The sequence below is a fragment of the Nonomuraea sp. NPDC000554 genome (genome assembly GCF_040300065.1).
Classification (GTDB): domain Bacteria; phylum Actinomycetota; class Actinomycetes; order Streptosporangiales; family Streptosporangiaceae; genus Nonomuraea.
On the sequence record NZ_JBEPDC010000037.1, the window covers coordinates 93922 to 108317 of the forward strand.

Here is a 14396-nt window from a genome sequence, read left to right on the forward strand (position 1 = left end):
TCAAGCCGACTCTCGCCGCACCAGATGGGTGTCGAGGACGACCACGGGCTGGTGCAGCTCCTCGCCGTTGATGCGGGCCACCAGCAGGTGCGCCATCTGACGGCCCATCACCTCCGTCGGCTGGTGGACGGTGGTCAGCGGCGGATCGGTGTGCATGGCCGCCTTGGAATCCTCGAAGCCGACGACCGCGACGTCCGCGGGGATGGCCCTGCCCTCGGCCTTGAGCACCCGCATCGCGCCCACCGCCATCAGGTCGGAGGCGGCGAACACCGCGTCGAGCCGCGGATGCTCCGCCAGCAGCTCGCGCATCGCCGACGCGCCGCTCTCCTCGGAGAAGTCGCCGTAGGCCACCAGCTCGCGCAGCCCGCGCGGGAGCAGCGCGTCGCGGTAGCCCGCCAGGCGGTCGACGCCCACGCCCATGTCCTGGGGGCCGGCGATGGTGGCGATCTCGGCGCGGCCGAGGCCCAGCAGGTGCTTGACCGCCTGACGGGCCCCTGCCCGGTTGTCCATGTCCACGTAGCTGTGCGGGGCGGGGCCGACCGGCCTGCCGCCCAGCACGGTCGGCACGCCCATCGCCTCCAGCCGGCCCGGCAGCGGGTCGGCGCCGTGCAGCGACAGCAGCAGCACGCCGTCGACGTGCTGCCCCGTCAGGTAGGTCTCCAGCCGCTCGTGCTCCTCCCGCGACTGCGCCATCGCCAGGATGAGCTGGAGGCCCGTCTCGGACAGCGCCGAGCCGATGCCGCGGATGGTGCCCGCGAAGTACGGCTCGTCGAACACGCGCAGCTCCGACTCCGACACGACCAGCGCCACGGTGTCGGTGCGCCGCGTGACCAGCGCCCGCGCCGCCCGGTTGGGCACGTAGCCCAGCTCCTGGATCGCCTGCTGGACGGCCTCGCGCGCTTTCTCGCTCACGTTCGGCGAGCCGTTGATGACTCTGGACACCGTGCCCCGGCCTACCCCGGCTCGGGCCGCGACTGCCTCAAGAGTCGGTCGGTTCATGACGCCTATTCTGCCGGATGATCTGGGCATACCCGAGCGCGCTGTCCTTGAGCACGCGCTGCTGGGTGTCGAAGTCCACGTGCACCAGACCGAACCGCTTGCCGTACCCCCAGGCCCACTCGAAGTTGTCCATCAGCGACCAGGCGAAGTAGCCCTGGAGCGGCACGCCCGCCTCGATCGCCTGGCCGCAGGCGCGCAGGTGCGCCTCCAGGTAGCCGAGCCGGTCGGCGTCGTGCACCCGGCCGTCCTCCAGCACGTCGTCGAACGCTGAGCCGTTCTCCGAGACGACCATCGCGATCGGCGGGTAGTCGCGCGCCACCCTGGTGAGGATCTCCACCAGGCCGCTCTCGTCGATCTCCCAGCCCATCGCGGTGACCGGGTGGCCGCCGCTGACGAACGACACGTGCCGGCTGCCCACCCACGGCGAGGCCGTGTCCGTCGGCGCGGCGGCGGCGGACGCCCTGCCGCCGGGCGCGCCCGAGACGGTGAAGCGGCTGTAGTAGTTGACCAGCAGCACGTCGATCGGGGCGCTGATGGTCTTCATGTCGCCCGGCTGGATGAACGCGGTGCCCGCCCCCAGGTCCTCCAGGACGTCCTCGGGGTAGCGGCCCGTCAGCAGCGCGTCGAGGAAGAAGCGGTTCTGCAGGCCGTCGATGCGGCGCGCCGCGTCCAGGTCGGCCTCGGCGGACGTGGCGGGCGTGACCGCGTACAGGTTCACGCAGCCGCCGACCCGCCTGGCGTTCATCGCCTGGACGGCCAGCCCGTGCGCCAGGTTCAGGTGGTGCGCCGCCCTGACCGCGTTCGCCGGCTCGCGCCGCCCCGGCGCGTGCTCGCCGGAGGCGTAGCCGAGGAACGCCGCGCACCACGGCTCGTTGACCGTGCTGAACGTGTGGACGTGGTCCTTCAGCGCCTCGTGCACGGCGGCGGCGTAGTCGGCGAACCGGTACGCCGTGTCGCGGTTCGGCCAGCCGCCCCGGTCCTCAAGGGGCTGGGGGAGGTCCCAGTGGTAGAGGGTCAGCCACGGGTCGACGCCGTGGCCGCGCAACTCGTCGGCGAGCCGCCGGTAGAAGTCCAGGCCCTTCTGGTTGATGGCCCCGGCCCCGTCCGGCTGGACGCGCGGCCACGACACCGAGAACCGATAGGCGGTCAGGCCGAGGTCCGCCATGATCGCGACGTCGTCGCGGTACCGGTGGTAGTGGTCGATCGCCACGTCCGCGTGGTGGCCGCCGAGCACGCGGCCCGGCGTCCTGGTGAAGGTGTCCCAGATGGACGCCCCGCGCCCGTCCTCGGCCACCGCGCCCTCGATCTGGTAGGCGGAGGTCGCCGCGCCGAACGAGAAACCGGCAGGGAAGCGCAGCTCGGAGCGGGTCTGCTCCTCCTGTGTCGTCACGCCTTGACCGCACCTTCCATGAGGCCGCCGACGATCTGGCGGCCGAACGCCACGAAGACAGCAATGAGCGGAATGATGGACAGCGCCGTCCCCGCGAAGATCAACGTGTAGTTGGTCGAGTACCGGGCGTTGAGCGAGGTGATCGCGATCTGCACGGTGGGGTTGTCCGGGGTCAGCACGATCAGCGGCCACATGAAGTCGTTCCACAGCAGCATGAACGTGTTGATGCCGAGCACCGCCATGCCCGGGCGCACCGCCGGCAGCACCACGTTCCACCAGATGCGCAGCGTGGCGGCGCCGTCGACCCTGGCCGCCTCCACCAGCTCGTGCGGGACGGCCTGCCGGGTGTACTGGGTCATCAGGAACACGCCGAACCCGTTGAGCAGGAACGGCAGGATGACCGCCTTGAGGGTGCCCGTCCAGCCCAGCGTCACCATCAGCCGGTAGAGCGGCACCACGCCCATCTGCTGCAGCGGCACCGCCATCGTCAGCAGCACGGCCAGCAGCAGCACGTTCCTGCCCCTGAACGACAGGCTGGCGAAGGAGAACCCGGCGAGCGTGGAGATGACCACCACGGAGACCGTCACGACGGTCGCCACGATGACGGAGTTGGTCAGGCCGAGCAGGAAGTGCGCGTCCTCGTTGCGCAGGACGCCGAGGATGTTCTCGCCCAGGTTCCCGCCGGGCAGGAACGGCGGCGGCACCGCCACCGCGTCGGCGTTGGTGCGCGAGGCGATGACGAGCATCCAGTAGAGGGGGAAGGCCGACAGCAGGACGGCCACTCCCAGCATGACCCTGGTGATGAGGGTCGGCGACCATGAGGTCACGTCGTGCCCCCGATCCGGCGCACGAGCAGGAAGTTGATCAGCGCGCCTATGAGGATGAGCAGGAACAGCAGCCAGGCGGCCGCCGCGGCGTAGCCGTAGTCGAACTCCCGGAAGCCCTGCTTGACGATGAACATCGCGACCGTCTGGAACTGGCCCTGCGACCCGCCGTCGACGTTGCCGTTGGAGAAGGTCGTCGGCTCGGAGAACAGCGTGAGCCCGCCGATCGTGGAGTTGAGCACGACGAAGACCATGGTCGGGCGGAGCATCGGCAGGGTGATCTGCCAGAACTGGCGCCGCCGCGACGCGCCGTCGATCGCCGCCGCCTCGTACAGGTCGCGCGGGATCGTCTGCATCCCGGCCAGGAAGATGATCGCGTTGTAGCCGGTCCAGCGCCAGTCGACCATCGTGGCGATGGCGATCCAGGACGGGAACCGCTCGGCCCGCCAGTTGACGTGGTCGACGCCGAACCAGCCGAGGACCCAGTTGACCAGCCCCCAGTCGCGGGCGTAGAGCTGGGTGAACACCACCGCTACCGCGACCACCGAGGTGACCAGCGGTAACAGCACGCTCATCCGGATCGCCAGGCGCAGCTTGAACCGCTTGTTGAGCGCGTTGGCCAGCAGCAGGGCCAGCAGCAGCTGCGGGATGGTGGCCAGCAGGAAGATGCCGACCGTGTTGGCGACGGCGTTCCAGAAGTTCTCGTCGGTCAGCAGCTTGGCGTAGTTGCCCAGGCCGGTCCACTCGACGGTGCCGGCCAGGTCGTAGTCGTAGAGCGAGTACCAGAGCGTGAAGGCCAGCGGGAACAGCCCGAAGGCGGTGAACAGCAGGAAATACGGCGACACCAGGGCGTACGGCATCGCCTTGACGTCCAAGGTGGATCGCCAGGGACGGCCGGGACGGAGGCGGCGATCGCGCCGCTGCGTCCGCGGGAGGGTGTCGAGGCTCATAACAGACCTTTCGCCGGCAGTGGGCCCGGCCCGCCCCCGTGGCGGGCCGGGCGCGGAGATCAGCCCGCGGCCTTGACCGCGTCGTCCACCAGTTGCTGCCAGGCCTTGGCGTAGGCGACGGAGCCGTCGTCCATGCCCTGGATCACCGACTCGATGGCGTTCTTGACCTGGGCGTGCTTGACGCCGAGGAAGACGGGCTGGAGGGTCGCCGCCGACTTGGCGAAGATCTCACCGATGGGCGCCTCGTTGAAGAACGCGTTCTTGGCGCTCTGCACGGCGGAGTCCTGCTGCGCCTTGGTGTTGCTCGGCATGTTGCCGAAGTCGGTGAAGATGCTCGCCTCGGTCTGCGCCTGGGTCAGGTAGTCGGCGACCGCCGCGGCCTCCTTCGGGTGCTTGCTCTGCTTGGGCACCGCGAGCCAGGAGCCGCCCCAGTTGCCGCCCCCGCCGGGCACCGCGGCCACGTCCCACTTGCCCTTGCCGCCGTCGCCGGCGTTGCCGCTGACCACGCCGAGCATCCAGGACGGGCAGCCGACCGTGGCGAACGCGCCCTTCTGGGTGCCCGCCGCCCACTCGTCGGTGAAGTTGCGCAGCTTGGCGGTCAGGCCGAGCCGGCTCATCTTCGTGGCGAAGTCGAAGGCCGTCTTCACTGCCGGGTTCTTGTCGACGATGAGGTTGTTGTCCTTGTCGAAGTAGGAGACGTTGCCGTTCTTGGCCGCCTCCTGGTACAGGACGACCTGGTAGAGGGTGTTGGTTCCGTCGGCGAACCTGGTGTCCTTGACCTTGGCCTGGAACTGCTGGCCGACCTTGATGAAGTCGTCCCAGCCGGTCCACAGGGCGCTGACCTTGTCCCGTTCCGTGGGCAGGCCGGCCTTCTTGAACAGGTCCGTGCGGTAGCACAGGCTCATGCCGCCGATGTCGGTGCCCAGGCCGAACACCTTGCCGTCGGGCGTGACGCCGTTCTCCCACTTCCAGGCGGGGAAGTCGGCCTTGCGGGAGTCCAGGCCGTACTCCTTCAGGTCGGCCCACCACTCGGGGTGCGCCTTGGCCAGGCCCATGCCGCCCTCGTCGATGCCGACCACGTCGCCCGCGCCGTTGCCCGCCTGCAGCCACTGGATCATCTGCGGCCAGTACTGCTGCTCGAACTGGTCGGTGAGGTGCTCTTCCCTGATCTGGACGTCCTTGTGCTCGGCGTTCCACTTGGCGATCGCGTTCTTGTAGCCGAAGTTCGTGCCGCCGCCGAAGGTCTGCACCCTGATCGTGACCGGTTGCGCCGCCGCGGAGGGGGCGGGAGGGCTTCCGCTGGAGCCGCAGGAGGTGACGGCCAGCGCCGTCGCGGCCAGCGCGGAGGCCGCGGTCAGGCCGCCGCGCCGCTTGCTGATCATCATGGGGGGACCCCTCTCGGGTGGATGTGGGAGGTGCGGGGCGGCCCGGTGCTGCCGGCCGCGAGGGGATGTTTTGGGAGCGCTCCCACAAAGGGTGCCCGTGCCGCACGACCTCGTCAATCCGCCGCAACGCAACCGTTACCGATCGTGCGAACCGTCGCGGTTGAATCGGATTTCGCGCCGCAGACGCCCCAAACGGCCATATGGGAGCGCTCCCATTGTTCGTGACGCCTGCCAGGTGGTGGAGAGAGCGCGCTCAGCAGGCGGCGGCGCGCTCCAGGAGAAGCGCGCGCTCACGCTCGTTGCGCGTCAGCGCCGCCGCGCGCTCGAACTCCGCGCGGGCCTCGGCCGTCCTGCCCAGCTTGGCCAGCAGGTCGCCGCGGACGCTCGGCAGCAGGTGGTACCCCTTGAGCGCGGGCTCGGAGACGAGCTGGTCCGCCAGTTCGAGCCCCACGGCCGGGCCGTACGCCATCGCGAGCGCGACCGCCCGGTTCAGCTCGACGACGGGCGACCGGGAGAGCCTGGCCAGCGCCTCGTAGAGCGTGGCGATGCGCCTCCAGTCGGTCTCCTCGGGGGTGAGGGCCCTGGCGTGGCAGGCGGCGATGGCGGCCTGCAGGGCGTACGGGCCGAGCGTGCCGCCGAGCTCTTCGGCCCGTTCCAGCGCGGCCAGGCCGCGGCCGATGAGCAGTCTGTCCCAGCGCGCCCTGTTCTGCTCCAGCAGCAGGATCGGCTCGCCGGACGGCCCGACCCGCGCGCCGGCCCGCGAGGCCTGGATCTCCATCAGCGCGACGAGGCCGTGCACCTCGGGCTCCTTGGGCATCAGCCCGGCCAGCACCCGCCCCAGCCGGAGGGCGTCCTCGCACAGGCCGGGACGCATCCAGTCGTCGCCCGCCGTGGCCGAGTACCCCTCATTGAAGATCAGGTAGATGACCTCCAGGACGGACGACAGCCGCCCCGCCAGTTCCTCTCCCTGTGGCACCTCGAACGGGACCCGCTTGTCGGCCAGGGTCCGCTTGGCCCGGACGATCCGCTGGGCCACCGTCGGCTCGGCGACGAGGAACGCCCGGGCGATCTCGTCGGTGGTCAGCCCTCCGAGCACCCGGAGCGTCATCGCCACCCGGGCCTCGGTCGACAGCACCGGATGGCAGGCCGTGAACACCAGCCGCAGCAGGTCGTCCTCGATCTCGTCGGGGTCGGGCGGCGGCTCCTCGTCCTCCAGTTCCCGCCCGAGCTCGACGAGCTTGCGCTCGAACCGCTCGTTCCGCCGCACCATGTCGACGGCCCGGCGCTTGGCGACGGTCATCAGCCACGCGCCGGGGTTGCGCGGCACGCCCGACGCGGGCCACTGCTCCAGCGCCGCGACCAGCGCGTCCTGGGCGAGTTCCTCGGCGACTCCGACGTCGCGCATCATCCGGGCCAGCCCGGCTATCAGCCGGGCGGCCTCGATCCGCCAGACCGCCTCGATCGCGCGGTGTGTGTCAGAACCCGTCACCCGCATATCAGAGCAGTCCGCGACCGAGCGCCGCAACGGCCGGAGGTCAGAACTCGCGCTTGTCCCTCAGGAGTTCGCGCAGGTCCGCCTCCCGCTGGGCGGCCTCGGGGGTCATCGACTCCTCCGGCAGGTCGGACGGGTCGAACACCTGCCAGACGTCCAGCCCGATGCCGTTGCCGCCGGGCGGGACGGGCAGCCGCAGCGCCCACTCCAGGGCCTCCTCGCGCGACTTCACCTGGATCAGCCAGAAGCCGGCGATGAGCTCCTTGGCCTCGGCGAACGGGCCGTCGATCACGGTGGCCTTGCCGTCGCTGTAGGAGATCTGCGCGCCGTGCGAGCTCGGGTAGAGGCCCTCGGCGGCCAGCAGGACTCCCGCCTTGGCCAGGGCCTCGTTGTACTCGATCATCTTGTCGACGTACTCCTGGCTGGGCAGCACCCCGGCCTCGGTCTGCTCGTTCGCCTTGCCCACGATCATGAACTTCACTTCGCGTCTCCTTCGGTCGAGGGTGCGGCCTCGTAGCAGCGTCGAACGCGCGTGGCGCGCATCGACAGCGGAGTCGAAGTCTTGCCGAGACCTTTCGGTCCGGGCAACCGTGAGAGCCCGCGAAGCGCGCGCCCGAGGGGAGTGGGCGCGCGCTTCGCGGGCAGGGGGATGGGGAGAGTGGGGGGATGGTGGGGGAGGGGGCTCAGGCCGCGTAGTCGGGGTAGCCGTAGCCGACGACCTGAGACGTGGGACGGACCCGCTGCTCGACGACGCCGTTGCCGGTGTTGCCCTCGATGGTGGAGATCGTGCCGTCACCGTTGGCCTTGACGACGAAGCCGACGTGGTTGATGTCGTCCAGGCTCTTGCTGCCGCTCCAGGCGAAGAAGACGACGGCGCCGGGCTTGGGCGCGGTGCCCCAGTGGTCGTTGTGCTTGAACCACTTGGCGTGCTCGACGGTGTAGGCGTCGGAGCCGATGGAGGCGCCGAGGCCCGTCTTGTCGCCGATCCAGGAGACGAACATCGAGCACCAGGCGGCGTTGATGTAGTCGGCCCTGGTGCCGCCGTCGCGCTGGATGGTCTCGGCGGCGCGCGCCGAGGCGGCGTACCACTTCTGGAACTTGGTGCCGCCGCCCATGGCGTTCTCGGAGGTGCCGATCTGCGCCTTGGCGAGGGAGAGCACCTGCGCGGCCGTGACCTTGACCTTGCCGCTCCGCTCGTGGTCGGCCGGGCGCACCTGCGAGTGCTGGTGGGTCAGCGCGGCGGAGGGGGTGGTCTGGGCGTTGGCGGCCGTGGGTGCGGCGATCGCGGCGGCGATGACGGTCGCGCCGAGAGCGGCGCGGGCGTAGCTGAACTTCGGGGCACGAGCAAGTCGGTGCATGGCCATCGTTCGGGGATACTCCTTGCTTCCATGCCGCTTACCGGGTTAGCTGACGGGTTCGGACGTGGAAGCTGTCCTACGGCACTGACGTGCCGATTCACCCCAAGGAACGTGGGTCCCCGGTTCCGCGCGAGGCGGATTCAGCGGTCACAGGGGGTCCTGTGATGTGTCTTGCGATGGGCAGGCGACGAACCGGACAAACCGGACGTTACGCCTCGAATGCCCTAGAAGGTAATACATGGGGCAAGCAGATTACAAGTGCATAAATGCCCAGCTAGGAGAGTTGCCGCCTAGCGTCCGCCAGAAGCCCCATCATGGCAAGGGAATCGTCAAGGGTTATGACTTGGCTCTCAGTGCGTCCCTCTGCTAGCGCCGCCCGCACCTCGCGCAGCTCACCGACGTAGCCGCTCTCGCCCGGCTCCAGGACGTGGACCTCGTCCTCCATCGACGGCCCCGACAGCACCACCCGGCGCGGCGCCCAGAACGGCGCGTCGATCTGCGCCCGCATCCCGGTGCCCACGACGTAGGCCGCGTTCGGATACGACCCCAGTAACGACGCCTCCACCAGCGCCCGCCTGCCGCCCGGATACAACAGCACCCCGCCGACCTCCGCGTCGACGCCCGAAGGCGCCAGCGAGCCCGTCACCTGCAGCTCCGACGGCATCCCCAGCAGCAGCTGGGCCAGCCCGAACGGGTAGATCCCCAGGTCGAGCAGCGCACCCCCGCCCAGCTCGGGCGCCCACAGCCGGTGCGCCCGGTCGTAGGGCAAGACGAACCCGAACGACGCCTGCACCGACCGGATCTCGCCGAACCGGGGGTCGCCGGCGATCCGCTGGATGAGCGGGTTGAACCGCATCCACATCGCTTCCATCAGGAAGACCCCGGCCTCCCGGGCCAGCCGCACCATCCGCTCGGCGTCGGCGACGGTGGCCGCGAGCGGCTTCTCGCACAGCACCGCCTTGCCCGCCGCGATCGCGGCCTCGGCCACCTCCAGGTGCTGGGCGTGCGGCGTGGCCACGTACACGGCGTCGACGGCCGGGTCGGCGCACAGCTCCGCGTACGACCCGTAGGCCGACTCGGCGCCCAGCGTGGACGCCAGCGCCGCCGCCCTGTCGAGGTCACGCGAGCCGACGGCCGCCACCCGCATCCCCGGCTCCGCCGCGATGACCGCGCCCACGGTCCGCGCGATGCCACCGGTGGCGGCGATACCCCAGGCGAGATCTCTCATGGAGAGAGAGCGTAAAGGATCTACCAAGTTGCGGGCCAGCGCTCCGGCCTTCACTTCAGGCCGGAGAGGAGGTCAACCGAGAAAGTTGAAGGTGTCCGGATCCGGCCCGATCCGGAGACGGCGGTTCATCGCGCCGATGGCGGCCATGTCCTCGACGTCCAGGGTGAAGTCGAACACCTGGACGTTCTCCTTGATCCGCGACGGTGTGACCGACTTGGGGATCGCCACATGGCCGAGCTGCACGTGCCAGCGGAGCACGATCTGGGCGGGGGTCTTGCCGTGCTTGCCGGCCAGCACGGCCAGCGCCGGGTCGTCCAGCAGTTCCCTGCCCTGCCCGAGCGGGCTCCACGCCTCGGTCAGGATGCCGTTGGCCTCGTGGAAGTCGCGCAGCTGCCGCTGCTGGAAGTACGGATGCAGCTCGATCTGGTTGAGAGAGGGAGCGATGTCCGTCTCGTCCAGCAGCCGCGTGAGGTGCTGGACGGTGAAGTTGGACACGCCGATCGCCTTGGCCCGGCCGTCACGGTAGATCCTCTCCAGCGCCCGCCAGGCTTCGACGTACTTGTCCTGTTCGGGCACCGGCCAGTGGATGAGGTACAGGTCCACGTAGTCGAGCCCGAGCCGGGACAGGCTCCCCTCGAAGGCGCGCTCGGCCTGGTCGTGGTCGGCGTTCCACAGCTTCGTGGTGATGAACAGCTTCCTGCGCGGGACGCCCGAGTCGCGGACCGCCCTCCCGACGCCCGCCTCGTTGCCGTAGGCCTGCGCGGTGTCGACATGGCGGTAGCCGGCCTGGAACGCGGTCTGCACGGCCTGTTCGGCCTCGTCGTCGGGGACCTGCCAGACCCCGAAGCCGAGCTGCGGGATCTGCACGCCGTCCATGTTGAGCATGAGCGAGTTCATCGAAACTCCTTGAGTATGGTGACTCCCGCCCCGCCTTCGGGCGGGAGAGGAGCGCGGCATGGTGTCGCCTGCTTCCTGTCGAACACGTGCGCGACGCGTTACTGAGCGTAGTGACTTGTGTGTGTGGCGCAATGGGTGACACGTGCGTTCACCATGACCTCCGGGGGAAGCCCGGTCCTTTGGGGCCGGGAGGTATCCGGGCCCGGCAAGGGGTGGCCCGGCGGGGCCGGGACAACCCAGGGCACAAAGCGCACATAACCTCACCTTCTCCCTTTTCGCTTATGGATCTTTCTGTGCTGCGGCAAAATGCGAACATGTGTACGGCGTACAAGGTGCGCGGGTCTACCCCACCCCCGACCAAGCTGCGGTGCTGAACCGCACGTTCGGCTGCGGGCGCCTGGTGTGGAACAGGACGCTGGCGTGGCGGCAGCACCGTTACCGCGCCGACGGGGCCACGACGTCCTACGCGCAGAGCGACCGGTACCTGACCGAGTTGAAACGCGACCCCGAGTTCGGGTTCCTGTTCGATGTTCTCCTGCGTGCCGTTGCAGCAGACGTTGCGGCACCAGTACACGGCGTTCGCGAACTTCTTCGCCGCCCCGGTTCAAGTCCCGGCACGGTAAGCAGTCGGTGACCTACACACGCTCGGCGTTCCGCTGGAAGCACGGGCGGCTGTTCCTGGCCAAGATGGACGCGCCGGTCGCGTTCGTGTGGTCCTGGCCCGAGGTAGACCCTGCCACGCTGAACCCGACGACGGTGACCATCTCCCGCGACCCCGACGGCCGCTGGCACGCCTCCCTCGCCGTCTGACACGACCGACGGCGAAGGTGGGCAGGTCCCGGCCACCGGCTCGGCGGTGGGTGTGGATCTGGGCGTCAAAAACTTCGCGGTCCTGTCCACCGGGCAGCGCATCGCCAACCCCCGTCATTTGGAACGCAAAAAGAAAGTTGCTTGCCCGGAGGTGGTGAGGCTGCGGCGGTCCCGGGCCCGTCTAGGTGAGGGGCGCGCTGCCGGTTCGCGTTCCCGCGCGTCTGATCAGGCGTGCTTCCGGTACTCCCGTGCCGTCCTCTTCGTCGAGGCGGGTGACGCCGTCCTTGGTGAATCCGGCCTTCTCGTAGAACCTCAGGGCGGTGGCGTTGGGGGTGTAGGCGTAGACGCAGATCGGGTCGTGGCCCCGGGTTTCGAGGTCGGTGAGGGCATAGGCGAACAGAGCGCGGCCGAGGCCCGTGCCGATGAGGTCCGGTTCGATGTACAGGCCGTACACCTCTGCGGCGCCGGCCCCGAGGTCGGCGTCGCCGTCCGCCGGTCCGGTGCGGCAGAAACCGGCGACGGTTCCGTCGTGCTCGGCCACCCACAGCCGATGTTCTTGAGGCATGGCCGCCAGGTACTCTGCCCAGTCCGCCGCGTCCTCGGCCGGGTCCAGGGCGTCGAGGAACGCTTCCGGCATGAAGCCGGCGTACGCCGAACGCCAGGCGCGGACCTTGAGACGGCCGATGGCGGGCGCATCGCTCGCCGAGGCATCGCGGATCATGAACGGACCCTACAAGATCCTGAAGCGTGGTGGATGTGCTCCCTCCCGTCAAAGAGCGGAGGAGTCACTGTTCACGTGGCGTTTTTCGCGGCTTAAGTCGGCGGGGCTAGCTTGAAGCGGTCGTGAACGGGCCATCACCCGGCTGGGAGAACAGACTGGGAGACAGAGTGGGCAAGCAGGCGTCGGCCTGGGTGGAATCTCCCCTGCAGATGCTGTGCGCCGTCGAGGCCCACCATGCCGGGCTGCTCGGCCCCGAGACCGCGGTCGTGCCGCGGGCGGGCCTGCGGGCGCTCAGGGCCACCCGCAAGGAGCTGAACCGGCTCGACCTGCCCGACGGGCTGGAACTGACGGAGCCGCGCGAGCAGATGCCGCGCAGCATGCAGGCCGTCGGAGACGCCTTCTCCGGCAAGGTGCAGCTGCGCTGGCTGACCTCCAACCCGGGCCACATCGTCATCGTGGACGACGGGCTGGCCACGCTCCGCCTGCTCGAGCTGCTGGCCGCGGGGCCGTTCCGGCCGCTGCTTCGGGCGCGTGCCGAGCCGGGCCTGCTGCGTACGGCGCTCGGGCTGGCCGCCGCGCTCAGGCTGCGCGCGAGCCGCGTGTCCGTCTTCACCGCGCTGCCCGTGGACGTGGAGCTGGAGGCGGGCGTCCGGAGGGCGGGCGTCGAGCTGGTCCGCCACGGCTTCGACTGGCTGCGCGACCAGCCGCCCAGCAAGCACGGGCCCGTCGAGCGGACGGTCGTGCTCGGCACCGCGCTGGTCAGGAACGGGCTGGTCCACCGCGACCACTACCTGCGCTGGCTGACCGCGCTCGCCGAGCAGGAGCCGCTCGCCTACTACCCGCACCGCCGCGAGGATCCGCAGGACGTCGCGGTGATCCGCGAGCGTCCCGGCATCACCGTGCACGACGCCGGCGCGCCCGCCGAGCTGACCCTGCGCGGGCTCGACCCCGGCCAGCGGGTGCTCAGCCTGCCCTCGACCGCGATCACCTCGCTGCGGGTGCTGCTCAGCCCGCGCGGCGTCGCCGTCGAACCCGTGGACGTTCCCGATGACTGGTGGACCAGCAGGGCGGCTCCCGCGCTGCGCTCTCATTTGACAGGAGTGACCGGGTGAGGGTGCTGGCAGTGGCCGACTCCGACTCGTACCTGAAGTGGGCGGCCTGCCTGCTGGACGACCTGCCGTCCGGCTGCGTGACGGACCTGGTGGTGGTGCGCACGCCGATCGCGCCGTCGCCGGAGCAGATCGCCGCCGCCGTGGGCGGGCGCGCCACGCCGCCCGTGCTGTCGGCCCGGGCCCTGCGCCGGATGGCGGAGCGCGAGCGGCCCGACGTGATCCTCGTCGCCTGCACGGGCCCGGTCGTGGACGTGCTGGTGTCGGAGGTGCTGCACGGCCTGCGCCCGCGCCCGGTGTTCGCGACGGGGCTGCCCGGCATCTCGGTGCCCGCCACCGAGAAGGCGTGGGAGTTCCGCAGTGGCTGCGACCTGTTCGTGGTGCACAGCGAGCGCGAGGTGGCCGAGTTCTCCGCCATCGCCGCGCGGCTGGGCGGGGGAGGGGCGGTCGGGCTGGCCCGGCTGCCGTTCCTGCGTCCGCAGCGCGCCGGCGGGACACGCGCCGCCGGCGGCAACCGGGTGGTGTTCGCCACCCAGGCCAAGGTGCCGAGGGAGCGCGAGCAGCGGGAGCGCGTCCTGCTGTCGCTCGCCGAGCTGGCCGCGCGCCGCCCCGACCTGGACGTGGTGGTCAAGATGCGCGCCCTGGAGGACGAGCAGCAGACGCACCGCGAGCGCCACCACTACCAGCGGCTCTGGCGGGAGCTCGGCGAGCCGGGCAGGCTGTCGTTCGCGGCGGGCTCGATGGCCGAACAGCTCGAACAGGCTGCCGGTTTCGTCACGGTCAGCTCCACGGCGGCGCTGGAGGCCATCGCCCAGGACGTGCCGCTGCTGGTTCTGAGCGACTTCGGCGTGAGCGCCGAGATGATCAACGTGGTGTTCGAGGGCAGCGACGTCCTCGGGACGCTCGACGAGCTGACCCAGGGCGACTTCCGGGCGGCCTCCCCGGCGTGGTGCGCCGCCAACTACTTCCACCCCCGGGAACGCGACGACTGGGCGGGCCTGCTGACCGCGCTGGTCGTCGGCCCGCGCACCCCGGCTCGCTCGCTGCTCGACGGCCCGGCGCACGCCGCCGCCCGCCGCCGGGCCAGGCTGCGCGTCGAGGTGCCGCCCACGGTCCTGCGGGCCGGCTACCGGGCGAAGCGGCGGGTGCGCCGCTACCTCAAAGCGCTCAGCTGACGCCCCCGAAAGCGCCCCGCCTGTGGGGGGCCAGGGACCGGGGCCACACCCCCGCCCC

The 14396-nt window shown here is 70.4% G+C and carries 15 protein-coding genes and 1 riboswitch; of the genes, 4 read left to right on the forward strand and 11 right to left on the reverse strand.

The window, feature by feature from the left end:
* From ABT294_RS44645 to ABT294_RS44690, 10 genes are all read right to left on the reverse strand, one after another.
* A complete protein-coding gene (locus tag ABT294_RS44645; protein ID WP_350812561.1) occupies positions 1-999 on the reverse strand; it encodes a LacI family DNA-binding transcriptional regulator in 999 nt (332 codons plus the stop codon).
* Positions 980-2389, reverse strand: a complete 1410-nt coding sequence (locus tag ABT294_RS44650; protein WP_350812562.1) for a GH1 family beta-glucosidase — start codon at positions 2387-2389, stop codon at positions 980-982. Before ABT294_RS44650 ends, ABT294_RS44645 begins: the two co-directional genes overlap by 20 nt.
* Positions 2386-3216: a carbohydrate ABC transporter permease gene (locus tag ABT294_RS44655; RefSeq protein ID WP_350812563.1), complete on the reverse strand. Its 831-nt coding sequence runs from the start codon at positions 3214-3216 to the stop codon at positions 2386-2388. The genes ABT294_RS44650 and ABT294_RS44655 overlap by 4 nt, the downstream gene beginning before the upstream one ends.
* Positions 3213-4163 (reverse strand): carbohydrate ABC transporter permease, encoded by a 951-nt coding sequence (locus ABT294_RS44660; RefSeq protein WP_350812564.1) that lies wholly within the window; start codon positions 4161-4163, stop codon positions 3213-3215. The genes ABT294_RS44655 and ABT294_RS44660 overlap by 4 nt, the downstream gene beginning before the upstream one ends.
* A 59-nt stretch (positions 4164-4222) precedes the next feature.
* Complete coding sequence (locus ABT294_RS44665) at positions 4223-5548, reverse strand: extracellular solute-binding protein (protein WP_350812565.1); 1326 nt, start codon at positions 5546-5548, stop codon at positions 4223-4225.
* A gap of 253 nt (positions 5549-5801) precedes the next feature.
* On the reverse strand, positions 5802-7043 hold the full coding sequence (locus tag ABT294_RS44670; protein WP_502912222.1) for an RNA polymerase sigma factor: 1242 nt from the start codon (positions 7041-7043) through the stop codon (positions 5802-5804).
* A gap of 40 nt (positions 7044-7083) precedes the next feature.
* Positions 7084-7512 carry a YciI family protein gene (locus tag ABT294_RS44675; protein ID WP_350812580.1) on the reverse strand — a complete coding sequence of 143 codons (429 nt, stop codon included), beginning with the start codon at positions 7510-7512 and terminating at the stop codon, positions 7084-7086.
* Positions 7513-7723: 211 nt separating this feature from the next.
* On the reverse strand, positions 7724-8404 hold the full coding sequence (locus ABT294_RS44680) for a CHAP domain-containing protein (RefSeq protein WP_350812567.1): 681 nt from the start codon (positions 8402-8404) through the stop codon (positions 7724-7726).
* Between the two features lie 13 nt (positions 8405-8417).
* Positions 8418-8554: riboswitch (cyclic di-AMP (ydaO/yuaA leader) on the reverse strand.
* 118 nt (positions 8555-8672) lie between these two features.
* Positions 8673-9626 carry a Gfo/Idh/MocA family protein gene (locus ABT294_RS44685; RefSeq protein ID WP_350812568.1) on the reverse strand — a complete coding sequence of 318 codons (954 nt, stop codon included), beginning with the start codon at positions 9624-9626 and terminating at the stop codon, positions 8673-8675.
* A gap of 72 nt (positions 9627-9698) precedes the next feature.
* Positions 9699-10523 carry an aldo/keto reductase gene (locus tag ABT294_RS44690; protein WP_350812569.1) on the reverse strand — a complete coding sequence of 275 codons (825 nt, stop codon included), beginning with the start codon at positions 10521-10523 and terminating at the stop codon, positions 9699-9701.
* A gap of 316 nt (positions 10524-10839) precedes the next feature.
* Between ABT294_RS44690 and ABT294_RS44695 the strand changes: the two genes are divergently transcribed.
* Positions 10840-11157 (forward strand): helix-turn-helix domain-containing protein, encoded by a 318-nt coding sequence (locus ABT294_RS44695; RefSeq protein WP_350812570.1) that lies wholly within the window; start codon positions 10840-10842, stop codon positions 11155-11157.
* Entirely contained in the window at positions 11154-11333 is a 180-nt protein-coding gene (locus ABT294_RS44700) for a hypothetical protein (protein ID WP_350812571.1), read from the forward strand. Before ABT294_RS44695 ends, ABT294_RS44700 begins: the two co-directional genes overlap by 4 nt.
* A 181-nt stretch (positions 11334-11514) precedes the next feature.
* Here ABT294_RS44700 and ABT294_RS44705 read toward each other — a convergent pair whose 3' ends face one another.
* Positions 11515-12054, reverse strand: coding sequence for a GNAT family N-acetyltransferase (locus tag ABT294_RS44705; protein WP_350812572.1), 540 nt, complete (start codon positions 12052-12054; stop codon positions 11515-11517).
* A gap of 167 nt (positions 12055-12221) precedes the next feature.
* Between ABT294_RS44705 and ABT294_RS44710 the strand changes: the two genes are divergently transcribed.
* Both ABT294_RS44710 and ABT294_RS44715 read left to right on the forward strand, forming a co-directional pair.
* Positions 12222-13166: a hypothetical protein gene (locus ABT294_RS44710; protein WP_350812573.1), complete on the forward strand. Its 945-nt coding sequence runs from the start codon at positions 12222-12224 to the stop codon at positions 13164-13166.
* Complete coding sequence (locus ABT294_RS44715; protein ID WP_350812574.1) at positions 13163-14338, forward strand: DUF6716 putative glycosyltransferase; 1176 nt, start codon at positions 13163-13165, stop codon at positions 14336-14338. The genes ABT294_RS44710 and ABT294_RS44715 overlap by 4 nt, the downstream gene beginning before the upstream one ends.
* Positions 14339-14396 lie beyond the last annotated feature (58 nt).